We start from the raw sequence: 26,354 nt of genomic DNA, 5'->3' as shown, positions 1-26,354 counted from the left end.
AAACTAATAAGATTCAGTCCCAACGTTTTTTTTGTGCCTAAAAAACACCTAATATTAATTAACAATAAGCTTATGAAAATCAAAACATCAACCCTAATAATCATATTTTTAATATTACTAACATCTTGTAGTTCAGACAAACTAACTACCAGCAAAGCTGAATCGTTATTTATTGCTTGTCAAGCAGGAGAAAACCTTATAAAAACTAATACATCTTCTTTTGGTATTTTAGAAAGGTCTGATAGTTTTAAAAAAAAGAATGGAAACTTTATAGCATCATATAAAAAGTTAGAAAAAGAAGGACTTTACACCGTAGGAGAATTACAACGTATAAAAAGAAATTATACAATGAGAGATAGGTATAAAGTAGACTTAACCCCAAAAGCTAAAGAGTTCTTAATTAGTGCTAGAGAAAAATATAATGGTGAGATTTTAGGAAAGTTTAGAATCTGTGAATACACTTTTGGCAGTATAGAAGAAATCCATGAAATACCAGAAAAAAATATTGCAGATGTAAGAGTAAAATTAATCCGAATTAAAGAAACTCCTTTTTTTAGAGAAGCACATGAAAAGTTGAATCCTAAAGAAATATTCAAACAAGTTAAATATAAAAAAACTAATGATGGATGGAAACTATGTAATTAATAATCAATCAAAAAAAAGCGTAAAATATGTATTTAAAAGATAGTAATATTATTGTTGGACTACTAAAACAAATGATTAGAAAAAACACTCCTTATCCTTCAGAGGAACTTAAGGAATTTGATAATTTTTTCTTTGAAGTAGAATTAGATGTTTCAGGGGTTAAAGAAGATTTAATTGAAAAAGAAATTGAAGATTTATGCTCTAATTCTAAATGGCATACAATTAATGAAGCAGTTGTTTACTCCGCAGATATTACAGCCGTAAGCCTTAATTGTACAGATGAAAAATTAAAATTTCATATACTAAAGCAAAAGTTAATAGAATTTAGAGACTTAGTCTTGGGTGAAAAATAATTTTATCTTTTATATTTTTACACACTTATACCTTTATATAAAAAGACAAACTGTACGAGAGCCTGCCGCTCGGGCTCATTTTAAAAATCAGTTAATAATTTCTAGTTAAATGATAAAAAATAATCAACTGATTTTGAAAACGGAAAAACTACATGGGTCTATTTTCCCCTTAAAACACAAACGAAGGTAAATATTATAATAATTTACCTTCGTTTTTTTTTAATAAATATAAATGTACACTTATATAAAAATACCTTTATACAAATGTGTTTTTTATACAATTGTCCTTTTGTAAAAAAGTATATTTATACTTTTATATAATTATATCAAATTAAAGACTTCTTCAAAGCCTCTAACTCCACTCCTAACCCATTAAACATCTGAATAACACTAAAATTCGTTTTGGTTTTTGCTCTATGAATGTTATTCAGTCTAAAAAAATGAGTATTGCAGGTGACCCGAGGTCGTAACAATATAACAATCAATTAGTAAAACATAATAAACATTAAAAATAAAAATCATTTATTTTTTTTTTACTACATTTAATAGATGAAAAAGATACTCCACAATAACAGTAAAAAAAATATTTTTTTTTATTGTTGTCTTTTATGTTTCATTAATATTTCACAAAGTCAAAATAATCTTGATTATGGAGTTGCAATAAAAGGCACAATAGATATTAATAGTTTTATAGATAATTTTAGATATTCTAATTATAATATTTCTTTAGTGGGTGGGGTAGGTATACATCCGTTTGACTTAAAAGAAATATATCCAACAATTCACGCTGGTATTTTACTATACAACAGAGGTGATTTAATAAGTTCTTATAATAAATCATTCTTATTACCTAATCTAGATTTTCATCTTGATTTTAGTTTAACGGCAGGTGTTTATAAAAGCTCTGCAAATACATTAAACCGATTCGTTCCATTATATCATTTTGCAGATTTCACAACAAATCCATTAGAAAATCCTTATTCAGATTTTTCATTTACAATAGGAACTAACATTATATGGCTTACAGGTACATATAAGAAAAAAGAAGAACTACCTCAAAGAATTGGTTTTACAGGAATAATGATTGCTAGAAGATTTCAATTGAGTACGTATAATGATGGCTCAATTTGGGCTAAAACAAAACTTGGTGATGGATTAGATCGATTCTATACAGGTGGTGGTTTGATAGCTTATCATTTAAATTCTAATAACGACATCAATAACATAGAACTTAGCTTCCATAAGTTTACAGGACACGAAAAATATGCATTTGATGCTGCAAATCAATTACAATTAGATTTTATACCTTTTAAAAAAGAGGAAACGTATTATTATAATAAAAGTAGGTGGAGATTAGCCGCTACCAGTAGTAAAAATAATTTTGGCATTCATATAACTCTTCATAATCCAGATAATGACCCACAAGATTGGATTCACTTCATAGGCCAAGACACGTATCATCCAGACATTTTCCTAAATAAAGCTAGTTCATCAAATGAATGGAGAAGGATGGGAATTGGCGGTTTTTGGTTTAATCAAAAACAAAAAATTTAAGAAAATGAAAAAATTAACCTATTTACTAACACTATTTTTAGTTTTAAGCTCTTGTAGTTCAACTAAAATAAATGATGCTGTAATTCGTAATTCGGAAATAAAATATTTAAGTGATTATTATACTTATGTTTTTCTACTAAGAAGCACTAATAAAACGACTGAAGAAACCCCTGTGCCACTTAATTTTTCCAATGGAGTTGATACCGAAAAAGGTTTAATTTATGAAATGCTTTATTTATTGAGGAATAAAACAACTAATGAAGTACTATATCTTACTACAAAATCTCATAAATTTATCTTTGAAGGAGGGATTTTTAATGATAAGTTAAACCTTTATAATAGATTTAATATCCTTAACGATATTGATAATATATCTATAGGGAAAGAGATCGACAATAAATTCATTTTCTTAGACCTCAATGGCAGAAAAAACAGCAAAAGAGTTGTATTCAATTTTACTGAAAAAGGAGACATTATAAAATTTGATAGCATAACTAATAATTATCCGAAAGAACAGGGTAACATAAAAAAATCACTTATTATTTTAGATAGTGTTTTTGCTACTTCTATAAAATTTAAGAAAAACCTTAAACGTTGGGTTTTTGCATGGGAAGATCAAAAATATAATCGAGGAGGTGAAAGTTTTGATAACAAGGAAGCTTATGAATACGCAAACGAAATTTTTATAAATTATCCGTTTTTTTTTATTCGTACTACCAATAAACAAGGCCATTTTGACTATAAATTTTCTAAACTATATTACCATTCAAAGAATAGAAAAATAAGAAAAGTCAATTTTTAATCCTTAACAACTAAAACTAAACACTATGAAAAATTTACTAATTATCTTTATTACATTATTTCTTTTTTATTCATGTAAAATTTATCAAAAAGTAAATTTACCTGCTCAAGAAGGTATATCTGGGTATACAGGGTATTTTGATAGTACAACGAAAGAAATTGCTCAATTAAACAAAAGTAAATTAATAGTGTATGATGGAGAAACTCAGTTTTATCCTCGTTCTAAAGAATTAAAATGGGGGTTAGCAATGTCTGGTGGAGGGATACGATCTGCAGCTGTTAATATAGGGGCTATCAAAGCTCTCTATGATTTAAAAATCCTTGATTCTATTCAAATTATGTCAAGTGTTTCAGGAGGAGGTTATGCCCTAGGTTGGTTTTTTTCAAATGAGTTTCAAAATAAAAATAATCGTTTAGGATCCACTTTTTTAGATGATGAAATATTTATAAATGAACTTTGTCAATTAAGAGAAAAAGGAAATATGATGAAAGTACCTACAATGCTTAGAGTTTTCTTTAACAGCCCAAATCGAGCTTTTCAAAGTTACCAGAATGGTATACAGCGAACTTTTATAAATAAAAAATCATGGAACCTAAAGTTGAATGATTATAAATCGACAACAGGAATAAAAAAACCATATTTTATAATCAATTCGACTATTCAAAGTAAAAAAAATAATGATTGGCTATCTAGTTTATACGAAAGCACACCATATCATCAAGGAAACCCTGAAATTGGATTTTTAATAAATGACAATAATACCCCAGTAACATTAGAAAAAGCAATTACTAGCTCTGGTGCTGCTTTAAAGTTTAAATTGGTGCAAAACTATCCCAATCATTCAGATTCAATAAAATCAAATTACATTCCTTTAAGTGATGGAGGTCATTCAGAAAATTTAGGTGCAATAGCTTTAATTAGAAGAGGGGTTAAAAACATTATAATTATAGATGCTGAACATAACAAAAAATTAAGTTTTGATGGGTATAAAATTTTAAAAGAACAATTAAAAAAAGAGCTATCATTAAATTTTTCAATTCCTGAAATCGATAATTTTATAGCCAACAATAAAACTCAGTTAGAGAAATCTATATATAAAGGAACTGTTAAATCGATTTTCCTTGAACCTGATTATTTAAAGGAACCTCTAATCATTAATATTTTTTATATGAAAATGTCATTACCAGAATCGATTGAAGCAGTTTTTAGTAATAATACAGTTATAAATAGAGGTAATATTCTAAAAGAAAGTGTACACTGTAATATTGAAAATAACCTTGAAAGAGATTCAGATTTTTATGCGCTTTCTGCAGCTTGGACTAAGAGTTATTCTAACTGGCTAAATAATAAGTCTAAATGGCGTTTTGTGAACTATAAGTTTCCACATACTACTACTGCTGATCAAAGTTTTTATACTGACCAATTTTCAGCATTTGTTGGTCTTGGATATATTCAAACAACAGAGTTAAAGGATTTTATTAAATAATAATAAACACGTTGCATTTATCTAATCTTTTTATTAAATTATCTAAATAATCAGGTAGGTTTGAAAGAACTGGGCATAAAGTAAGATCGGTATTTTATACAAATACTATTTTTTAGATACGATAATGGATTGTGAATTGCATAAAAAATAATTTATTACAAATAAAATGATGTTTTTACCCAATATTATAACAAATCAATACTTTTTATAAAGAAGTTGTAATACGTTTCAGTTGTGTTTTAAAAGCTCATAATATATGTACCTGTTTTGCCCCCTATAAAACAAGATTAGAAATTTATGTTTTGTTCTTTGAATACTATTCAGTCTAAAAAAATGAGTATTGTAGGTGATCCTAGAAATTCTTAAACTTTAGTATTCTATATTCCGTATCGGAATATGGAATAAATAGTTTTCTGCTTAAAATAATATATCCATAGAATACCAGTTTGTATTTCAGACTCTTATATATTTCTATAATTCTAGTTTTATAGAATTATGGAAATCCGTAATTATATATCAGTTCGTTTTATTACTTTAGAGCTTCAAAAAATATTTTATTAAAAACCTCTTAAACCCCTTTATATTAAAGAATTGAATACAATAAAAAGTCTTAAATAAAAGAGTGAAAAATCAATAGAAAAATAAAATACAATAAATTTGCAATTCGAAGTATACTAACCTTCGAATTATTGGAAGAATAGCAATTAATGACGAGTTTAATGATGATGAATAAATATGATGCAAATTTTACAGCAGGTGGAATCTTCTTTAATGAATTTTCTAACTTGAAGGATTATTTGTTAGATGAAAATTTTGAAGAAATTGTAAGAAATGATATTGAAGAAAATAAGATACTTGCCATTAAAACTTTATCAGCAAGAAAGCGAATAGTTTCAGAAATTACAAGAAGACACAAAGTAATGTCTCCAAATTTTTGGGACTTTTTTCAAGGGTTGAATGAAGCAGAATCAAAATTAGCATTATTATATGTTTGTTTAAAAACCTACCCAATTATCTTTGACCTACATTTTCAAGTTACAGTCCAAAAACAGAAGTTAGGATTAGAATTAACTGAATACGATATCCAGATGCGTTTAGATGAATTATCTTCTACTTCTGAAGATGTAGAAAGTTGGTCTGAAACAACTGTTAAGAAGATAAATACACAATATAGAAAAGCATTAAAAGACGCTAATCTGTATAACGGAAAAGTATTACAAAAACCTCGAAATACAAATCAACTTTTTTGGAATTATTTTAAAGAAAATGACGATAAATGGTTTGTAGAAGCTTGTTTTATATAAAAAATAGTAAATGACGATAGCAGAATTATATACGCATTTAGCAAATGATGACTTTAAAGATTATGAAACAGGAAATTTGTTTTTCCCTGCATATATGTACATGTATGAAGCGGAAAAAGAATATGAAATAAATGCGGAAATTTTAGATATTAAAAATCGTTTGCATCGTCCTACAAATTATCTCGATGTTATTGTTTTAGATATTTATGAGGAATTTATCACCTATTTAAAACAAGAAAAAATGGCAAAAACCACCAAATTCGAGTTTTATATGGAGCGAGAAGAAAGTAAGCAGGAAGCCGTTGAAAAATCCTTATTTAGAGATGCTTATGATACTCGTTTTTTAGAATTTCTAAATCAAAAAATACAAACACATTTAAAGATAGAAGATTCTTTTCAAAGATCTTATGTGTTTCTTAAAGGATTTGGTAGCGCTTTTCCATACATACGTGCAAGTCGCTTTTTTAACAATTTCGAAAAGTATGTAAAACATTATAAACTAATTATGTTTTATCCTGGAGAAGCCAAAGAGTATTACTCACTTTTTGGATTGTTAAAAGATGAAAATTTATACAGAGCTATTAAATTAATAAATGAATAAGAAAAAGATGTTATTAAAAGAAATTTACGCTAGAAAAATTGATAGAGATATCAATCCTGCAGTAGTTGTTAGCAACAAAAATGAAGACACCATTGATGCTGAGATTAAAGAATACGTTTTTACAAAAGAGCTAATTGAAAAATTATACTTAATTGTAGATACGATCTTAAATAAAAAGTCAGGAAAATCTGGTATTTGGATCAATGGTTATTACGGTTCTGGAAAATCGCATTTTATTAAATACGTTCATTATTTATTAGACGTACAAACTTCTGAACTTGCTTTTGAAGCTTTTGAAAAAGCAATAAAAGATGAAAAATATGATGCCATGAGTGCTGGTAATAATCCAGAGATTACTGTGAGTAATTTAAGATTGTTAAAGAAAAAAGTACAGAGTTCTAATTGCGATAACATCATGTTTAACGTAGAAGACGAAACTGATGATGGAAGTCAAGAACGTCTAACTCGTATTTTCTTAAACATGCTAAATAAGTTTAGAGGTTATAATTCTAATGATATTCCTTTAGCTGTTTTATTAGAAAAACAATTAGATAAAAAAGGTGTTTTTGAAGCTTTTAAAGTTAAAGTAGAAGAAGAAACTGGTTTTAATTGGGAAACTGATGCTGCAGATGCAGCAGCATTTCAATTAGAGGATGTTTTAGAAATTGCAAAACAATTTATTCCTGAATTAGATAAGGTTTCTTTGCATGCAAAAATAGCAGATCCAGAGAATTATAAAGTGGGCATAAAAGCGACTTTGATTCCTGAATTGCAAGAATTTTTAAAAGGAAAAGATAAAAATTATCGATTATTATTTTTAGTAGATGAAGTTTCTCAATATGTAGGAACAAATAAAGAAATTCTATTAAATTTTCAAAATATTATAGAAAGAGTTAGTAACGATTGTAACAACCAAGTTTGGATTGCTTGTACCGCACAGCAAACCTTAGATGAAGTTTCTGGAGGTGCAGATGGTGTTGCAGATGTACAAGATGAATTCGGTAAAATTTTAGGTCGTTTTGATACGCGTATTTCTTTACAAAGTAACGATGCTTCTTACATTACACAGCGTAGGGTTTTAGATAAAAATAGTAATGGTATAGCTTATTTAACAGACTTGTATGATGACAATAAAGATTATATAGACAATCAGTTTAAAATAAACCACGATTTATACAAAGGTTACAAATCTATAGGCGAGTTTATTATTGGGTATCCATTCGTACCGTATCAATTCAAATTAATAGCCCATGTTTTCGAGGCATTTCAGCAATTACAGTTTGTAATTAAGCAAGTAAAAGACAACGAGCGTTCTATTTTAGGTATTACGCATTATACAGCCAAAGAACATGCAGATGATGAAGTGGGTGGATTTATGCCTTTTGATGCTTTCTACAATAAATCATTAGAAACTAATTTAACACAAAGAGGTTACAAAGCCATTCAAAATGCTTTAGAGCTTCCGTATGTACAAAACAATCCGTTTGCCCAACGTGTGGTAAAAGTATTGTTTATGATTTCTAATTTGTTAGAAAATCAACGACAAACATTTCCTTCTAATGTAGAAAATTTAGGCGTTTTGTTAATGGACGCTTTAGATCAGAATAAAAAAGAACTTCAAAAGGAAATTGCTAAAGTACTAACCCGTTTGTCTGAAGAAAGTATTATTAGAGAAGAAAAAGGAAGTTACTTCTTCTTTAATGAAGATGAAATGGATGTGCAAAAACTTATAAGTGGTCGCGTTATTGGTATGGATATTCGCTACACTACTTTTGACAGTCTAATAAGGCCAATAATAAATGTTACACCAAAATTTTCTTTTGGTCAAAACGATTTTAAAGTGGGCTATGGAATAGAAGGTAAAGAGATTTTTAGAAATGGAGATTTTAATATTACAGTATTACTTAGAGACAATACACCTTTAGAACAGAAAGCATTAGATATCAATAAAAAAGAAATTGTTGTTGCTGTAAACGAGTGGTTTACTGCAGACGAAACACTTAAAAAGGAATTTGATTGGTATTGTAAAACCAATGATTATTTTTTAAATACGCCTTCAGGAGGGGCGGGTAGCAGATCTAGAACTAATGAAAATTTCAGAGTTCGTAATAACCAATTAAAAGATAAATTAGTAAATACGCTTAAATCTAATTTTACATATACACGTTTTGTGTCTCAAAATAACATTTTAGAACCAAGTGATGTAAATGGAACCACACCAGCAGATCGTTTTAAAAATGTTATAGAAGCCCATTTAAAAGGCATTTATAAATATCATGACTTATCTAATAATTACGCTCGCAACCAACAAGAGTTGAAAAAATCTGTTATGGACAATCAAGTTTTAATGGAAACATTAGAACCTGCAGAGCAAATGGTGAATGATTTTATTTCACTAAATAACAACCAAATTACGGTATATGACTTAATTAAACATTTTGAAAAAGAACCTTTTGGTTGGCGTTTCGAAGCAGTTTTAGATATTGTAGTCCGTTTAGAAAAGAAGAAAAAAAGAGAGTTTAAGTATAAAAATATAGAACGTTATAACCGAGTAGATTTCATTAATAAAGCAGTATCTACAGCAGAAAGAACTTCTTGCGAGGTAGTTGCTAGTGAAGAAATAGACCAAGATACGTTAGACAATGTATTGGCCGCTTATAAAAATATTTTTAATGAAGTATTGACTGGAGAGCACATTCAAACAGATCAAAATAAATTATTTGATGCTTTAAAAGATAGCTTATCTAAAAAAGAACGTTCGTTTTCAGAACTAGAATCTCATTATAAAAAGGAGGCTTTTGGCAACTGTTTTTCAGATGCTAAAAAAGCCATGAACCAGATCGTATTAATTGCAGATCTAAAAAAACAATTTCGTGCTATTACAGAAGATCAAGAGCAATTAAAAGAGTTGTTAGATACCGTAAAAGCAATTGAAGATTTTGCTGCAAGTTCTTTGTCTAAATACACAGAAATTAAATCTTTTGTAAGTATTAATAACGATAACTTTAAACTGTTAGCAAAAGACGATTTAGAAAAAGTTAAAAAGGTAAATCACTTTTTTACATTAGAAGATCCTCGAAAAGAATTCAGACATATTGTAAAAGCCTATGACGAATTAGAACAAGCAATTACTGCTAAAATTAAAGAGCTAAAAGACAAAGCGATAAAAGCGTATGATGCTGTTTTTACAGAATTAGAAGCAGAGGCAACAAAACGTAAAGTAGCAAAAAGTGTTTTTAGCGATAAAGAATATACCTTAAATGGCATTAAAAACTTAACATCACTTTCTGGTTTAAAAAGCAAGATTTTAGAAGTTTCAAATTTTAAAGCCAAAGAATTAGAAAAAATAATAAAGGCAACACCAGTGGCTGCAGGAAGTAAAGCAGCAGAATCTTCTATTTACTATGTAGCCAAAGGTGTCTCTACCATTACTACAGAAAAAGAATTAGAAGAATACTTGTTAAAGTTGCGTAGAGAAATGTTACAATTGCTAAAAGACAAAAAAAACATCATCATAAAATAAGCTATGAATACAAAAACATTTGCACAAGAGTCTCGTAAAATACTAATGCAAGGCGTTGCTAAGAAATTATTGTATTGGGGTTTTGATGAAAAAGGAGCAATTTTAGAACAACCAGAAAAAGTATCTGGTGGTTATAGTTTTAGAGGAGACGTTTTTGATGATCCTTCTGTACCTAATTTATGGCACTCTTTACAGGTTGCTATTAAAAATAAAGGTGTAGAAGTAGTTATAGAAGAAGCTGCTTATACGTGGTTTAATAGAATTATGGCGTTGCGTATTTTAGTGAAAAACGGCTACGAAGAACCACAATTAGAAGACACAACAGGTTTAGAACATACACCAGTAATTTTACAAAAAGCAAGACAAGGTAAAAGTGATTTTTTAAATGCAGATGAAAAGAAACGATTACAAAACATATTAACCGATTACAGCAAAGACCAAGAAGCTTTCGCAATATTAATAAAAGGCTATTGCCATAGTCACAAAACCTTACAGCGTGTTTTTGGTAAAATAGACGATTATACAGAATTGCTATTGCCAGACAATATGTTGCAAACCGATGGTTTTCTACATTTATTAAATACCACAGATGCTATTTCTGATGAAGATTACCAAAAAGTAGAATTGATTGGTTGGTTATACCAATTTTATATTTCTGAAAAGAAAGACGAAGTATTTGCGTCTTTTAAAAAGAAGAAAAAAGCAGAAGCCAAAGACATACCTGCAGCAACCCAAATTTTTACGCCCAATTGGATTGTAAAATACATGGTAGAAAACACCGCAGGTAAAACATGGTTAGACAAACACCCAAACTCTGCTTTAAAATCTTCAATGAAGTATTTGGTAACGAATGACAATAATGAAGACGAATGTCTCCCTGAGCTTGTCGAAGGGCATATCAAAGAAGCTCTCATTAACAACGTAGAAGACCTAACCCTAATAGACCCTGCAGCAGGATCTGGACACATTTTAGTAGAAGGTTTCGACCTGATTTACAAAATGTATTTAGAAGAATACTACACACCAGAAGAAGCGGTAGAATCTATTCTAAAAAATAACTTATTTGGTTTAGATATAGATGATAGAGCAGCACAATTAGCCACATTTGCTATTTTATTAAAAGCAGCAAAAGTGTATCCTTCAATTTGGAAAAAAGATTGGTTGCCGAATGTATATGCCATGCCAGAAGACCAATTGCAAAATTGGTTTACAACAAAAGATTATGATTTTTCTGGAGATTGGTTAGATCTGCAAGGCATGCAATTAGCAGCACCAATAACTGTTGAATGGAGTGAAATCAAAAAAAATAAAGATGTAAAGAAAAAAGTAACCTTTAAAGAAGGTAATGTTTTAAATGAAAAAGTAGTTGATATATTAAGAGATCATAACAAATTACCTATTACTGTAGATTTTTCTAAAGAATTAGAATTGTTTTGGGGAGATTTCGAAAAACCCTACAATTATGCCGATTTTTTCTATGCAATGCAATTATTACGACAAGGAAAAAATTTAGGTTCTGTAATTAAATGCAATATTAATATAGGTACTAGAACCCATATTGAAACAACCTATAACAATTGGTTAGAAAGAGAAAAAGTTGCAGCATTGGATATTGAAGAAATAGCCATTTTAAATACACTTAAAAATTACATACCCGTTTTAATACTACTCACTAAAAAATATACTTCTGTAGTGGCAAACCCACCATATATGGGACAGAAGAATATGAATGCAGCATTAAAAAATTATGTGAATGCAAATTATCCATTGTCTAAATCTGATTTATTTGCTGTGTTTATGGAATCTACATTAGCAATGAATGTACCTAATGGTTTTATGGGAATGATTAATCAGCATTCTTGGATGTTTAAAACAACATATAAGAAATTAAGAAGTCATATTCTTAATAACTATCAAATATTAAACATGTTACATTTGGGGCCGAGAACTTTTGAAGAATTAAGTGGTGAAGTTGTACAATCTACTGCATTCGTTTTAAAAAACGAAAAATATTTAGAAAAAGCAACTTATTATAGGTTGGTAGATTATAAAAATATTAATCTAAAAGAGGAACAGTTTTTTAATAAGGAAAATAAATATTCAAATATACCACAATCAAATTTCTTTAATATTCCTAGTAATCCGATAGCATATTGGGCTACCGAGAATGTTTTGAATATTTATAATTCATATGAAAGTCTCACATCTATTTGTGACGTAAAAACAGGTATGCAAACTGGTAATAATGATCAATTTTTAAGGTGTTGGTATGAAATAGATAGTTTGAAATCATCATTAAAAGATGGGGATAAATGGTTTCCATATAATAAAGGTGGAGGGTCAAGAAGATGGTATGGTCAGAATGAGCTTTTGGTAAATTGGGAAAATGATGGTAAATTAATAAGAAAACATAAAAGTAGTGTAATTAGAAATAGTCAATACTATTTTAAGGATGGTTTAACTTGGTCGACATTATCATCAAGTGATATCGCTTTTAGAAGTTTTGGTGAAGGTTATTTATTTGATACAAAGGGGTCTTGTATTTTTTTAATTGAAGATTATAATATATTACCTTACTTAAACTCAAAAGTATTTAACTTTTTTCTATCTATTCAAAGTCCAACTTTAGATTTCAGCGTAGGAGATGTTGCAAATGTTCCGTTTAAACAGGAAGATGTAAATATATTTAATGATGATTTTTTGCAACCTTCAAAAAAAGATTGGGATTCCAGAGAAACCTCATGGGATTTTGAACAATCGCCATTATTAAATAAAGCAAATACTTTAGAAAGTGCGTATGCAACTTGGGAAGAAGATGTACGTAAAAGTTTCTTTCAATTACATAAAAACGAAGAAGAACTCAACCGTATTTTTATTGATATTTATGGTTTACAAGACGAGTTAACACCAGAAGTAACTTTAAAAGATATTACCATATTACAAGAAGAACTGGCTAAAAAAGATTTAGAAAAGCTAGAAGTAGACTTTAGAGAAAATGGCAATGAAGCAATTGCTTTACCAATTAACCAAGCAGAAGTAATTAGTCAGTTTATCAGTTACGCTATTGGTTTGTTTATGGGGCGTTACCGATTAGATAAAAAAGGTTTAAACATTGCACACCCAAACCCAACCGCAGAAGAGTTACAAAGTTACACATACAACAATGGCAACATTACCATAGATGAAGATGCTATTTTACCAATCATGGGAACTGCCTGTAATTTCCCAGATGATGCCTTACAGCAAATATATAGTTTACTAGATGCTATTTGGGGAGCAGGAACACGTACAGAGAATATTAACTTTATACAAGAATGTTTAAATAAAGAGTTAGAGAAATTCCTAGTTGCAGATTTTTACAAATACCATTGTAAAAAAGGGATGTACAATAAGAAACCAATTTACTGGTTGTTTTCTTCTAAAAAAGGAGCTTTTCAAGTATTGGTCTATATGCATCGAATGAATGCCTTTACTGTAGAAAAAATACGTGATAATTATTTATTAGAACATATAAAAAACATCGTTTCAGAAATTACTTTATTAGAAAATAATGAAGCAAATTTAAATACACAAGAAGCCAAAAAGTTAGAGCAATTGCGTAAAAACAGAGACGAGTGTTATGAGTATGAAGCAGAATTAAAAACAGTAGCAGACAACCAAATCACATTTGATTTAGATGATGGTGTTACTGTAAATTACAAAAAGTTTGAAACTGTTTTAGCAAAGATTAAGTAAATATGATAGTAAATAAAACCAAACAATACTTTGCTAATTTTCCTGCGTTAAAAATCTTGTTTCTATTTGATGAAGCACAAGAATTTTTAGAAGAAGTGCAGCAAATAGAATCACAAGAATTTAAGGTAGTGTATTGGGAGAACAATCCTTTTGTGTTAAAATATCAATTAACTCAAGAGCTACAAGATGAAAAGGTATTGTTGTACCTACCACTGCCCCAACCTACTTCTCAGGAAATGTATCAAAACTTTCCGTTAATGGGGTTGTTGTTGGCAAATAAAGAATTACAGTTAGACAATGTAGGTGCTTTTATGGAAGAGTTTGGTTTGCAGCGTCATCAAAAAAGTATGGTTTCTAAATACATGAGCGAATTAAAATATGCGAGTGTAAAAGAAGTGGTTACTCCTATTTTAACATCAGGTAATTTTGAAGAAACTACCTTGCAACAAGGTTTATTATCGGCTTTTTTAAAATTTAAGAATGTAGAAAATTGGGTGGTTATCATTACCAAGTTGTGCATTTTATCACAAGAAAAAAATGAAGCAGCTTTTAAAAGAGTTCAGCAAAAAATAAAAACCACGTATTTACAAGAGATTATTACAGATAAAGTAAAACAACATATTGGTTATACGTTAAAAGAAATAACTACCGAAGAATTTTTACAAGCTGCAAGAAGTGTTTTGTATAATTATACTATGCAAAATACACGTTTGGTAAAAAATGATGCGTATGCAACATTAAAAATTACAGATACGAGTCAGATTACGGCAATCAATCAATTTTGGCAAGTAGTAGAAAGCCATCCATTAGTAAACAATGGATTTCAAGAATTGTTGGGTTCCATTCAAAAAGACATTCAAGGAAAACAATTAGTCGCTACTTATGGTTTAGAAGCTGATTATGCTTTTTATCCTAATAACTTAACGTGGGCAATTTTAGAACAATTGCAAAACAAGATCATTACAAATGATGAAATTGGTTTAAAAATACTAGAAAAATTAGCCTTACAGCAAGAATTACAAGGTGCTGCTAAAGAAACAGTTCGTTTTTTAATTCAGGTATTAAAAACAACCTTGGCAATTAATAAAATAACTACCTACAATTTAAATACGCCAGAAGAATACATTGCTAATTATACCAACAAAGATTATAAAATAGATACCAATTACAGAAGAGCTATTTTATATTTAAATGAAATTGATAGTGTAGAAGTTCCTGAAATCATCAATTTAGAAGTGCTTAAAAACCATTTGAATGATACCTATAATAAACATGTAGATCAATTAAACAGACAATGGTTGCAATGTTTGTCTAGCATAGATTTTAACTACAAAAACATTCAAACTCCAAAACAATACGATTTCTATAACACAGAAGTTGCAGATGTAAATCAAAAATTAGTAGTCATAATTTCTGATGCTTTGCGTTATGAAGTAGGTGCAGAATTGTTGTCTAAAATGCATGGAGACACAAAAAACACCGCAGAAATAAGACATGTATTGGCTTCTATTCCTTCTAAAACAAATGTAGGAATGGCACAATTATTACCAGGAGAAAAAGAATTTAATGAAGGTGCTATTTTAAGTGATGGAATTTCTACAGAGAGCACTAATAGAACAAAGTTATTGCAAAACTATAAAGAAAATGCAGAAGCAGTAAAATTTGAAACCGTAAAAAATGCGAAGCAAGCAGAGAATAGAGCCTTGTTTAAAAATGACTTGGTGTATATTTATCATGACGTAATAGATGCTCTTGGAGATAAACGAGTTTCTGAACAAAGAACTTTTGAAGCTGTAAGAACTGCGGTTGCAGAATTAGCACGTTTTATAAAATTATTACACAGTTCTTATAACGTTACAAATGTATTGGTAACAGCAGATCATGGTTTTTTATATACCGATAAAAAAATTGAAGATAAAGAGTTAGAATCTTTACCAAAAGACACCTTAATTTCTCACAATCGTTTTTTTATCACCAAAGAACAACACGAAAATGAATTGGGTTACAGCTTTCCTTTAAAACAAACTACCGCTTTTAAAGACGATGTGTTTGTAAACATTCCTTTTTCTGTAAATAGATACCGTAAATCTGGCGTAGGACATCAATTTGTACATTGTGGAGGAAGTTTACAAGAATTAATAACACCCTTAATTATAAGTTCTAGAAAACGAGAAGAATTTGCTAAAAAAGTAAATCCACTATTATTAAACAATAAAAAATTACGTGTTACGTCTAACATTTTAAAATTTAATATTTTACAAGAAAATGAAGTCTCTCGATTAGAAAAAGAAAGAACAATTAGTGTTGCATTGTATAAAGAAACGAAGTTGGTAAGTAATGCTGTTGAAATTGTTTTAAACAGTACTTCAGAAGCACCAAGTGATCGTTTAACAAATATAGAATTGGTATTAATGGCAGAATTTTCTACCGAAAGTATTTTCAAATTAAAAGTGTTTGATACAGAAGATTTATTAAACCCATTAATTGAAGAGTTAGTAACCAACAATACCTTATTAGGACAAGATTTTTAGCTATGAGTTTAAAAGAAAAAATATTAGAAAATTTTGAAGGAAAAGTAGTTCGTAAAGATTTGGCTACATTGGTAAAAGGAAGTAATCCTGTACCTGTTTACGTGCTAGAATATTTATTAGGACAATATTGTGCCATTGATGATGAAGAGCTGATAAAAGCAGGTGTAGAAAAGGTGAAAAACGTAATTAAAGATAATTATGTGCACAGATCTGATGCTGAAATTGTAAAACATAAAATAAGAGAATTAGGAAGTTTTAAAATTATAGATAAAATAAGTGTTTCCTTAAATGATAGAGCAAATATCTATCAAGCAGAATTTGCTAATTTAGGATTAAAAGGAGTGCCAATTCCAGATGCTATGGTGAGCGAAAACAGCAAACTATTAAGTGGTGGTGGTGTTTGGTGTATTTTAACAATGGGCTATTCCCATGCAGAAGATGTGGATGTACGTTGGTTAATTATAGATTTAAAGCCAATACAAGTTGCAAACGTAGATTTGCAAGAATACGTAGAACTAAGAAAAGCATTTACCACAGAGGAATGGTTAGATTTATTAATGCACAGTATTGGGTTAAAGCCAGAATATTTTAGCAGACGAGATAAATTTATTCAGCTTTCAAGGTTAATTCCACATGCGGAGAATAATTTTAATTTTATAGAATTAGGCCCTAAAGGAACAGGAAAATCTCATGTTTTTTCAGAATTGTCACCTCATGGAGTTTTAGTTTCTGGAGGAGATGTTTCTAAAGCACGTTTATTTGTAAACAATACAGGAAACAAAATTGGTTTAGTTGGTTATTGGGATGTAGTTGCTTTAGATGAATTTGAGCAAGAAAAAGGCGGAAAACGTACCGATGGAGATTTGGTAAAGATCATGCAGAATTACATGGCAAACCAAAGTTTTAATCGTGGTAAAGAAACCTACCAAGCAACGGCATCAATGGCTTTTGTTGGTAACACAAAACACAACGTACCCTACATGTTAAAAAACACTCATTTATTTGAGTCGATTCCTGAAGGGTATATAAAAGGTGCTTTTTTAGACAGAATGCACATGTACATTCCTGGTTGGGAAGTTCGTATTTTAAAAAGTGCCGTTTTTTCTGATGAATATGGTTTTATTGTAGATTATATAGCAGAGTTGTTGAGAGAATTAAGAAAGTCTGACTACTCTTCTTTATTAGACGATACCATTAAATTAGATGGTTCTTTAACTACTAGAGACAAGACTGCAATTCGTAAATCTTTTTCTGGTTTAACAAAATTACTATATCCGCATAAAGAGGCAACCGAAGAAGAAATTTTAGAGATTTTAGATTTTGCTGTTGAAGGCAGAAAACGTGTGAAAGATCAATTATACATTATTGATGAAACCTTCAGTAAAGAACCTGTTGATTTTATTTATACTGTTTTATCTACAGGAAAAGAAGTTGCACCAGAAACGTTAGAAAATTTAAACTACAAAGCTGCAATTAAAGTAAAACAGCAAGAAGAAATTGAAGAAGACACATCTGTAGTAAAAAAAGAAAAAATTGTCTTAAAAACGAAACAAGAGATTTTAAAAGACAATCAAACAGGAGTTTCTTATAAAAATTTATTTGGAGCCTATTTAAAAGGCGGAAATAATATTACAATTCAAGATCCTTATATACGATTGCCATATCAATTTAAAAATTTACTAGAGTTTTGTTTAATGCTTTCTCAAATAAAAGATCCAGAAGAAGAAATTAATTTGGAAGTGGTTACTTGGAATAATGAAGATTTCATAAGTGATTCCATTGCTAACTTTGAAGAAATGCAAGAAAATGTTGCTACCATAGGCATCAACTTAACCTATCGTATAGAAGAACACCATGATCGTTTTATTGCTGCCGATAATGGTTGGAAAATTACCTTAGGAAGAGGCTTGGATATTTTTGAAAAGATAGAAGGTAGATTTAATGTAGCAGACATAGATCAGACCAAAAGAAAATGTAAGTCTTGCGAGTTGACTTATTTGAAAATGTAGAATTATTAGAACGGATTAGGCTTCTTTAACTATAAAGAGGAATATTTTATTAAAATACGAGTATGAGATTAGTTGCTATTTATATTCCAAAACTTGCCTTAACACATCTATTTGGAGAAAATCACGACGGAATTACTATTAATTTAGGAGGTAATTATACCTATAAGTTTAGTGAATTAGGGAACTCTATTAAACTAATAGAAAAATTAGAAAATAAACATTTTATAAAATCATTTTGGAGTAAAGATATTTCCTTAATATCTACTATAGTTGGAGCAAATGGAACAGGTAAAACCTCTATTCTAAGAACATTAATTCAAGAATTAAATTCTAATCCACCGTTGAGAAATTGTGTTTTAATTTATGAAAAAGAAGATACTATACAAATACTTAATGAAACCACTTTAGTTTTAGAACAAAGTGAGATTGAATATGAGTCAATTAAGAAATCAGAAATAAATGAATCCATCTTATATTATTCTCCGAATTTAGATTATGATTTACAAGAAATAAACTCATCAATAAATCTTGCAAATTATCATAGAGATGATTTTCAAAATTATTATTTGGGAAATATCAGGAGACATCTATTCTTTCTTAAAAATGAAGGTTTAACAAAGGTTTTGAAAAAAAACTATCCAGACTTTCCTAGTTATGATAAAATCAGGATTAAAGCCAAATCTTTATATAAAAGTGATTTTGAAAAAATTTATATTCAATCTACTTTAGGAAATAAACTCTATAAAATAAGGAACTTACTTTTGGATAAAACTAAAAATAATCTAGAAAAATCAATAACATTAAATGAAGATAAAATAGAAGAAATATTTAGTAAAAATGGAACTATTCAAGATGAGTTAAAAGCTTTATGGGATAGCTATGTATTTAAAGACGATAAGAAAAGTCAATATCTACATGATGATAAAGATTTTTTTAAAAATATTGAGATAAATATTTTAACATATTTGATATTAAAAGATTCATTTGCTTTAGATGGTGATTATGGATATTATCCTTTAGATAAAATACTAAATGATAATTCCTTTAAAGAAAAATTAACGCATTTTCTTCATAAATTCATAATTCAAACAAGTGAATTAGCATATAATTATTTGAAAAGAAAAGATATAAAAATAGATCTTGATAATTTAATATCTATAAAGCTCGAGCTTAAAAATTTTTCTAATATAAATATGTCTTTTGGTGGTATTAGTAATGAAAAAAAAGCACATAATGTTCTTAAACAAATTGAATTAATACAATCCGCATATAATTTTTACTATTCATTAACAATCCTTGCTAAGAATAAGTATTGTTCAATAATAGATGGCGGTTTTGAATTTGATATAAAAAATGGAGATTATAAATTATTTAATAAGCTATTAGATCATTATGAAGAATTGATTTCAAATGTTAAAATAGATCGTTTAAATAGTATACTGGAAATAAAACCTAATAAAAAACTTTCAACAGGAGAGAAATCTCTTATTGATTTGTATTCTTCAATTTATGATTATCTAATACGCTATAATAAAACTCCATATTTATATTCAGAAAATTGTATTTTACTTTTAGACGAGCCAGAACAAGGTTATCATCCTCTTTGGAAAAAAAAATTTACGAATGCTATAATAAGCACCTTACCCGAAGTGTTTAAGGTAAATTCGATTATTACAGGGATTCAAATTATTTTTACAACACATGACCCTTTAACATTGTCTGATATTCCTAAAGAAAATATTGTGTATTTAAATAAAGATGTCAATAATCAAACGGTAATCTCAGATAGTAGTATTAAAAAATCATTTGGGGCAAATATTACAGATTTATTGGCTGATTCATTTTTTGTAGAAGATGGCTTAATTGGTGAGTTTTCGAAAATGAAAATTGAAAATACCATAAAATGGCTGAATGAGAATAAAGATCCAGTCAAAAGGAGTATTGATTTTTCTAAAGAAATTGAATTCCATAAAAAAGTTATTGCTATAATTGATGAACCAATTATGAGGATAAAGTTGTCTGAAATGCTTGACGAATTAGTAGACGTCAAAGAATTTCAAAAAGCAATGTTGCAAAAAGAAATAAATTTTTTAATTGAAAGAAAAAAAACACTTTGATTTATCTAGATCCAAATAAAAAGAATATTAAAGAGGCCTGTGATGAACACCTTAAGAACCTTTTTTCAAAGGTTAAAAGAAAAGCAAACAATAGTACCAATATTATAATAAGGAATTTTTTAACGGATGTTAATCTTCAATCTATACTAATAGGTTTACCCAAAGAACTGGAAAAAATTAATATCAAATTTTATAATTCAATTCCTAAACATACATTTATAGGCTACATTAATTATAAAAATAATTGCGCCCTAAAATCTAATGGAAAAACGCTAACTACGAGTCAAAAAACGAATATAAAAAAATATGGACTACTTATAAAATCACTTGATTTAGAGTTAAATAGAATATTCAATTACACTAATTCTTTTTCTAAAAAAGATACAAAATATTCTACATATGATTTAGCAAACAAGCTTAATATTAACACATGTGTTTATTGTAATCGAACTTATACAAAAACGGTAATCAAACCAAATAAAATAACACGTCCTGAATTTGACCATTGGTTTCCAAAGAGTAAATTTCCTTTATTGGCACTTTCCTTTTATAACCTTATCCCAAGTTGTCATATTTGTAATAGTGCTGTAAAAGGAACTGAAGAATTTAATTTAAGAGATCATTTACACCCTTATGTTGATAAGATTATTGATTTCCAGTTTAGCTATGATCATAAAGACTATAATAATTTCACATTTAAAATTTTAAGTACTCCAGAGAGTAAAGAAGAAAAAACTACGGAAGCTTTTAAATTAAAGGAAATATATGAAACTCATGAAGATGAGATTGAAGATTTAAGAAAAATTAGGGATGTATATTCGGATAGATATTTACAAAATCTTACCACACAATTTAAGGGGTTAACAATTTCTGAGGATGAAGTGTATCGTTTAGCATTTGGCGTTCATAAGGACGAAACACTCTTTGAAAGAAGACCTTTAAGTAAAATGAAAAAAGATATTTTAATTGAATTAGGTATTATAAAAAAGTCATAATAGATTAATAAATATGGAAAGTCAGAACTTAAAAAACAATTTATTAACGTTAAGAAGTAAAGTACTATCTAATTATAAAGACCCACAATTAATGTTTAGTGCTTTTAAAACTGAAAGTGACACAAACAAAGGGTATAATGGAAGACAAATACTTGAGTTATTTCAAAATTGTGATGATGAAAATTCACCTGAAGTTTTAATTAAAATAGATAAAGAACGTAAAGTTTTTAGTATATCTAACATAGGTACACCTTTTTCAGAAAAAGGATATAATTCATTATTTTATGCTAGTTTGTCTTCTAAGGTTTCAGGTAAATTCATTGGAAATAAAGGCCTTGGGTTTCGTTCCATAATAAACTGGGCTAATGAAATTAATATATATAGTAATGGTATTTGTTTAAAATATGCACCTCATTTTATTGAAAATGCCTTTAAAAGCTTATACCCTTCTAAAGAAGAACGGATGGCTTTACTAAAAGAAAGAGGTTTAGTAGAAAACGTAACGCCATTACCTTTACTTTCTTATCCTGATATAACCGAAAAAGAAATAAGGAATGGTTATACTACTACTATAGAGATATTTTATAAAGAAGGTTTTTATAAAAATATTGTAGAGCAAGTAGAAAGCATTACAGAAGAAACTTTACTGTTTTTAAACAAGGTAAAAAAAATAAAATTTGAAGGTTTTGATAATCAAGAGGATATTATAATTACTAAGAAAGAAATATTAAGTATTTCTCCAAATGTAATAGCTCCAACATCTGTTATTACCATAAATAATAAAACTTGGAATATAGTAGAAGTAATAAAACAGTTAGATGAAAAATATCAAGATAAGAAATCTACAAATAAAGAATTCTATCAGCTTAAGTTAGCTTTTCAAAATGATTTTTCTGATAACGTTAATAGGTTATATTCTTATTTCTTAACAGAAGAGCCTTTGTCATTTCCCTTTTTAATACATGGAACTTTTGAATTAGACCAGAATAGAAAAAGAATTTCAAATGATAAAAATGAGAATGGAATAAGTAAAAATGAATTTATTCTAAAAAGATTAGCAACATTAATTATCAATACTGCTAAGTTTTTTTCTAAAGAAACAGTTAAGGCAAGTTGGAAACCTTTGTTATTTTTAAAACATAATAAAACCAATACTTCTTTAAATAGTTTTTTTGAAACTTTAGAAGAGCAAATTTTAAAAGAAAAACTATTTCCTTGTGTAGATAATAACTATTATAAAAAAAGTGATGTTGTATATATTAGTTATTCATTTAGTAAAATGATCCAAAAACTTTTTTTAGAAAGTTCCTTTCCTAATCACCTAATTCCCATTGAAGAAGAAGATCTCAATTTATTAAACTATCAAATTAAAAGTTCTGTAGACGACATAGTTTCAATTGTTAATAAAATTTCAAAAACAGAATTAAGTATAGATTATAGAGCTCTTTTTATTTATGAAATTGTAAAAGCTTTTCCATTAAAACAATTCGATTTTTTAGTAGATGAAAATGAAGTTACTATTAAAGCTGATGAATACATTTTTACACCCAAAACAACAGACAAAAATTTAATAAGACCTATTGGAACTAAAATTCATTTCTTAAATGAAGTTTTATATGATAAACTCTCAAAATTATTTGATTTTAATAAAGAAGAAAAAATAGGGAGAAGTCGTTTTGTAATGCAAAAGTTAAGTAATAATTGTAATATCCATGAATATGAACCTAATCGCCTAGCTCTTAAAATCATATCTGAAACCAACCGTAAATTAAAGCTTACAGAGATAGATAAAGAGTCAATAATTCAAGAAATGAATAGATGTTTGTATAACAATTTTTTGATAACAGATGAAGTTTATAATTTCAGTAAGGAAACTTCAGTTCCTACAATAAATAAAAATGGAGAGGTCTCAATTTGTAAAGACTTGTATTTATCTACATATTATCCAAAAGGGAAATTAACCGAAGAGATTTTTGACGAAATCTATGTTCAAAGCGAATATATTGCTTCACCAAAAATGTTAGGATTTGATATTCTAGCCGATAATTTTGATATAAAAAAGATTGAAGAATATTTAGTTTGGTTGCAAACTAATATCTATGTTAAATATAATACACAGCTTTCAAAATCAGCTGGTTTAGATAATTATGTACAATATGTAAAAAATTATAATATTTCTCAAGTAGATTATAGGTCTTACACGGTTACCTATAAGGAAATTGCTGATTTTGATACAATTTTAAATAAAATTACAATTGAGAAGTTATTACTTTGGTTAAGTTTTGATAAAGAATTAGAAAAGCAGCTTTCAGATGAAGAAAATGAAGATATTTATAAAGTTAGAGAAATTAAACATCACTATTTCTATCCACTAGCAAATAAACCCCCGTCATACATTAAATTTAAAATACTTTCGAATAGAAAGTTTCAATTTCATAACCATTTAATTGAAGATAAAACAAGTTGGTTGAACAGTATAAAAATCAAGTATGATAATCGGTTGTTTTTAGTTAATGATATTAGTAGAACTAAAATAAATAATAGTTTGCTATTGTTAAACGCTAAAGAAGATTTTAATGATTTATCTATTAGCTATATTTCAAGTTTGTTTGAGAAACTAAATAATCACGCAAAAGAAATAGAGGGTAAAGGAAGTCAGGATTTTTATAAAAAAGTATATAAGCATTATAGAAAAAAGAAACTTGAACTAACAATTCCTGTTAGCTTATTTGCCAAAAGTAATGGTAAATATAGTTTGTTTAAACAAGAGGAAATATATTTTAGCGACAATATTAAGTTGCCTGAAAATCTTACTGATAAATATCCGATTTTAAATTACCCATCTAGATCTGGTGGTGCTACCGCAATAAAGTTATTTAAAGTAAATGATATTAAAGATTTAAACTCCAAACTCGAAAACTCGTTAAAAAATGAAAAGCTAAGTACTGCCTTTAATGATATTTTTAAAAAACTAAAACCGTTTATACTTTCGTTTAGGTTAGAAAATTTAACCACTCAAAAAAGTAAAGAAAACGATGCGTCTAAATTAAAAAATATTATTATTGAACTTTGTGATAAAATAGAGTGCTCAATAGAAAACAACTTATTTATAATTGATGATTTTGAGTATTATTATAAAGGCAATAATCACTATTTAATAGCAATAACCAATACAAGTATTGAAGATGTTTTACTAGAGCCTAAATTTGCTGATATATTTGCTGAAATTTTAGCAAATACCTTTGATACTAATAATGAAAAAGATGATTTTAGATATTTAGTAAGAAATACAGAAAGTTATAATTCACATTTAATTGAACAAAAATTTGGTTCAGGTGTAATTGATGAAGCTAATATTTTATTAGGGAAGGCTAATGAAAAGGTTAGTTTTTGGAAAAGTATTTATAATATAAGGGGATGGAACTCTTTAGAATTATTGGAGGAAGATTATTCTAAGATTTTAGAATTTTTAGACTATGAATCTTTACCAAATATTGGTTATTCAAATATAAATACTACGGAGAATCAAAAGATAATTAAAAACCTATTCAACAAACTAGACATAGATGTATTAACCTTTAATAAGAATGCATTTTACAAAATAGATTTGTATAACTTAAACTATAAAATTATTGAGCAAGCAATTGAAAAAAAATCTAGTATAATTAAATCTTCTTTGTGGAAATCTTTAGAAATTTCTAGTTTTGATCAACAGTCTGAATATTTAAACTTAATTGGTAAGTATAAAAACAAAAATGAATTCACTTCAAAAAAAGCTAATCAATTGAAATTTCAATTTGATTTTAATTTAGATAAAATTGTTAAGGACTACATTGAAGAAAAGTATACAGGTTTAAAATTAGTTGAAATTATAAATTTAGACCAAAAAATAATTTCAAATTTAAAGCATTTTAATTCTGAAGAAGTTCATTTAATTGAAACTAATTTAAAGCTAAGGAGTTTAATCTTTTTTGAATCAGCGATTGAAAGTATCAAAGTCGAACTAAAAGACAACTCACCAACTCAGAATAGTAAAAAAAATAAAATGCCTGAATCAAATTCTTTAGAAGAAAAAAATCAACCAACAATTCTAAATAGTGATTCTTTAAAATCAAGAAAGGTTTCGGTGTCCAAAAATAAAGGTAATAGAGGTGTTTACATGCCTTCTTTTGATGATGATAAAAAGAAAAAAAAGAAAGGTGACATGGCAGAAAAGGTTGTGTTAGACTATTTATACTATAATAATTACAAGGATGTTGACCCTGTAGCTCTATTTGATCCATTTTTTCATTATGATATTCAGTATACAAATGAAGATGGAGCTGTAAAGTATGTTGAAGTAAAATCCTTTGAATCAGGTAGTTTTTATTTATCAAAATCAGAATACGATTTTGGCTTAAGAAAAAAAGAAAATTATGAAATATGGTTATTCATACAAGATAAAAACAAAATAATAATTATTAAGGACTTCTTTTCAAATCCAAAATATAAAACTACCATAAACGAATATTTAGTTCATTTAGAAATTGTTTAAATATTCTATTCATAAAAACAGTTTGTATTATTATATCTATGTGTAAGTAAATTAAACATTTTATTAATTTACTTACACATAATAAACTCAATATATGGTAAAGCAGAAAAAAAACTATCTTCCTTGTTATTACTCTCTCAAAACAAGTTTAACTTTTTATAAAAT

General features: G+C 28.0%; 14 protein-coding genes. All 14 read left to right on the top strand.

Going from position 1 to position 26,354, the window contains the following annotated elements; all coding sequences use genetic code 11:
- Nucleotides 1–72: 72 nt before the first annotated feature.
- The 14 genes from MPF19_RS04550 (at nt 73) to MPF19_RS04485 (ending at nt 26,189) form a co-directional block, all read left to right on the top strand.
- Nucleotides 73–645, top strand: coding sequence for a hypothetical protein (locus MPF19_RS04550; RefSeq protein ID WP_249986974.1), 573 nt, complete (start codon nt 73–75; stop codon nt 643–645).
- A 26-nt stretch (nt 646–671) separates the two neighbouring features.
- Nucleotides 672–998: a hypothetical protein gene (locus MPF19_RS04545; RefSeq protein WP_249986973.1), complete on the top strand. Its 327-nt coding sequence runs from the start codon at nt 672–674 to the stop codon at nt 996–998.
- Between the two features lie 549 nt (nt 999–1,547).
- Nucleotides 1,548–2,552 carry a hypothetical protein gene (locus MPF19_RS04540; RefSeq protein ID WP_249986972.1) on the top strand — a complete coding sequence of 335 codons (1,005 nt, stop codon included), beginning with the start codon at nt 1,548–1,550 and terminating at the stop codon, nt 2,550–2,552.
- A gap of 4 nt (nt 2,553–2,556) precedes the next feature.
- Nucleotides 2,557–3,354, top strand: a complete 798-nt coding sequence (locus MPF19_RS04535) for a hypothetical protein (RefSeq protein ID WP_249986971.1) — start codon at nt 2,557–2,559, stop codon at nt 3,352–3,354.
- Between the two features lie 25 nt (nt 3,355–3,379).
- Complete coding sequence (locus MPF19_RS04530) at nt 3,380–4,840, top strand: patatin-like phospholipase domain-containing protein (protein WP_249986970.1); 1,461 nt, start codon at nt 3,380–3,382, stop codon at nt 4,838–4,840.
- Between the two features lie 707 nt (nt 4,841–5,547).
- Nucleotides 5,548–6,144, top strand: coding sequence for a BrxA family protein (locus tag MPF19_RS04525; RefSeq protein ID WP_249986969.1), 597 nt, complete (start codon nt 5,548–5,550; stop codon nt 6,142–6,144).
- Nucleotides 6,145–6,154: 10 nt separating this feature from the next.
- Nucleotides 6,155–6,745: a BREX protein BrxB domain-containing protein gene (locus tag MPF19_RS04520; protein ID WP_249986968.1), complete on the top strand. Its 591-nt coding sequence runs from the start codon at nt 6,155–6,157 to the stop codon at nt 6,743–6,745.
- Nucleotides 6,738–10,268: a BREX system P-loop protein BrxC gene (gene brxC / locus MPF19_RS04515; RefSeq protein WP_249986967.1), complete on the top strand. Its 3,531-nt coding sequence runs from the start codon at nt 6,738–6,740 to the stop codon at nt 10,266–10,268. Before MPF19_RS04520 ends, brxC begins: the two co-directional genes overlap by 8 nt.
- Before the next feature lie 3 nt (nt 10,269–10,271).
- Nucleotides 10,272–14,003 (top strand): BREX-1 system adenine-specific DNA-methyltransferase PglX, encoded by a 3,732-nt coding sequence (pglX, locus tag MPF19_RS04510; RefSeq protein ID WP_249986966.1) that lies wholly within the window; start codon nt 10,272–10,274, stop codon nt 14,001–14,003.
- A 2-nt stretch (nt 14,004–14,005) separates the two neighbouring features.
- Nucleotides 14,006–16,534 carry a BREX-1 system phosphatase PglZ type A gene (gene pglZ, locus MPF19_RS04505; RefSeq protein ID WP_249986965.1) on the top strand — a complete coding sequence of 843 codons (2,529 nt, stop codon included), beginning with the start codon at nt 14,006–14,008 and terminating at the stop codon, nt 16,532–16,534.
- A gap of 2 nt (nt 16,535–16,536) precedes the next feature.
- Entirely contained in the window at nt 16,537–18,543 is a 2,007-nt protein-coding gene (gene brxL / locus MPF19_RS04500; RefSeq protein ID WP_249986964.1) for a BREX system Lon protease-like protein BrxL, read from the top strand.
- Between the two features lie 62 nt (nt 18,544–18,605).
- Nucleotides 18,606–20,660 carry an AAA family ATPase gene (locus MPF19_RS04495; protein WP_249986963.1) on the top strand — a complete coding sequence of 685 codons (2,055 nt, stop codon included), beginning with the start codon at nt 18,606–18,608 and terminating at the stop codon, nt 20,658–20,660.
- Nucleotides 20,657–21,655 carry an HNH endonuclease gene (locus tag MPF19_RS04490; RefSeq protein ID WP_249986962.1) on the top strand — a complete coding sequence of 333 codons (999 nt, stop codon included), beginning with the start codon at nt 20,657–20,659 and terminating at the stop codon, nt 21,653–21,655. The genes MPF19_RS04495 and MPF19_RS04490 overlap by 4 nt, the downstream gene beginning before the upstream one ends.
- A 13-nt stretch (nt 21,656–21,668) precedes the next feature.
- A complete protein-coding gene (locus tag MPF19_RS04485) occupies nt 21,669–26,189 on the top strand; it encodes a sacsin N-terminal ATP-binding-like domain-containing protein (RefSeq protein ID WP_249986961.1) in 4,521 nt (1,506 codons plus the stop codon).
- The last annotated feature ends 165 nt before the right edge of the window (nt 26,190–26,354 follow it).

The sequence above is a fragment of the Polaribacter sp. Z014 genome, from assembly GCF_023555435.1.
In the GTDB taxonomy this organism is placed as follows: domain Bacteria; phylum Bacteroidota; class Bacteroidia; order Flavobacteriales; family Flavobacteriaceae; genus Polaribacter.
Note: the sequence above shows the minus strand (reverse complement) of the source record. Positions and strands in the feature narration are given on the sequence as shown.

Excerpts from the sequence above, each read along its gene's own strand:
- MPF19_RS04540 (WP_249986972.1), top strand. The coding sequence starts at position 1,548 with ATGAAAAAGATACTCCACAATAACAGTAAAAAAAATATTTTTTTTTAT.
- MPF19_RS04535 (WP_249986971.1), top strand. The coding sequence starts at position 2,557 with ATGAAAAAATTAACCTATTTACTAACACTATTTTTAGTTTTAAGCTCT.
- MPF19_RS04530 (WP_249986970.1), top strand. The coding sequence starts at position 3,380 with ATGAAAAATTTACTAATTATCTTTATTACATTATTTCTTTTTTATTCA.
- pglX (WP_249986966.1), top strand. The coding sequence starts at position 10,272 with ATGAATACAAAAACATTTGCACAAGAGTCTCGTAAAATACTAATGCAA.
- brxL (WP_249986964.1), top strand. The coding sequence starts at position 16,537 with ATGAGTTTAAAAGAAAAAATATTAGAAAATTTTGAAGGAAAAGTAGTT.
- MPF19_RS04525 (WP_249986969.1), top strand. The coding sequence starts at position 5,548 with ATGACGAGTTTAATGATGATGAATAAATATGATGCAAATTTTACAGCA.
- MPF19_RS04520 (WP_249986968.1), top strand. The coding sequence starts at position 6,155 with ATGACGATAGCAGAATTATATACGCATTTAGCAAATGATGACTTTAAA.
- MPF19_RS04550 (WP_249986974.1), top strand. The coding sequence starts at position 73 with ATGAAAATCAAAACATCAACCCTAATAATCATATTTTTAATATTACTA.
- pglZ (WP_249986965.1), top strand. The coding sequence starts at position 14,006 with ATGATAGTAAATAAAACCAAACAATACTTTGCTAATTTTCCTGCGTTA.
- MPF19_RS04485 (WP_249986961.1), top strand. The coding sequence starts at position 21,669 with ATGGAAAGTCAGAACTTAAAAAACAATTTATTAACGTTAAGAAGTAAA.
- MPF19_RS04545 (WP_249986973.1), top strand. The coding sequence starts at position 672 with ATGTATTTAAAAGATAGTAATATTATTGTTGGACTACTAAAACAAATG.
- MPF19_RS04495 (WP_249986963.1), top strand. The coding sequence starts at position 18,606 with ATGAGATTAGTTGCTATTTATATTCCAAAACTTGCCTTAACACATCTA.
- brxC (WP_249986967.1), top strand. The coding sequence starts at position 6,738 with ATGAATAAGAAAAAGATGTTATTAAAAGAAATTTACGCTAGAAAAATT.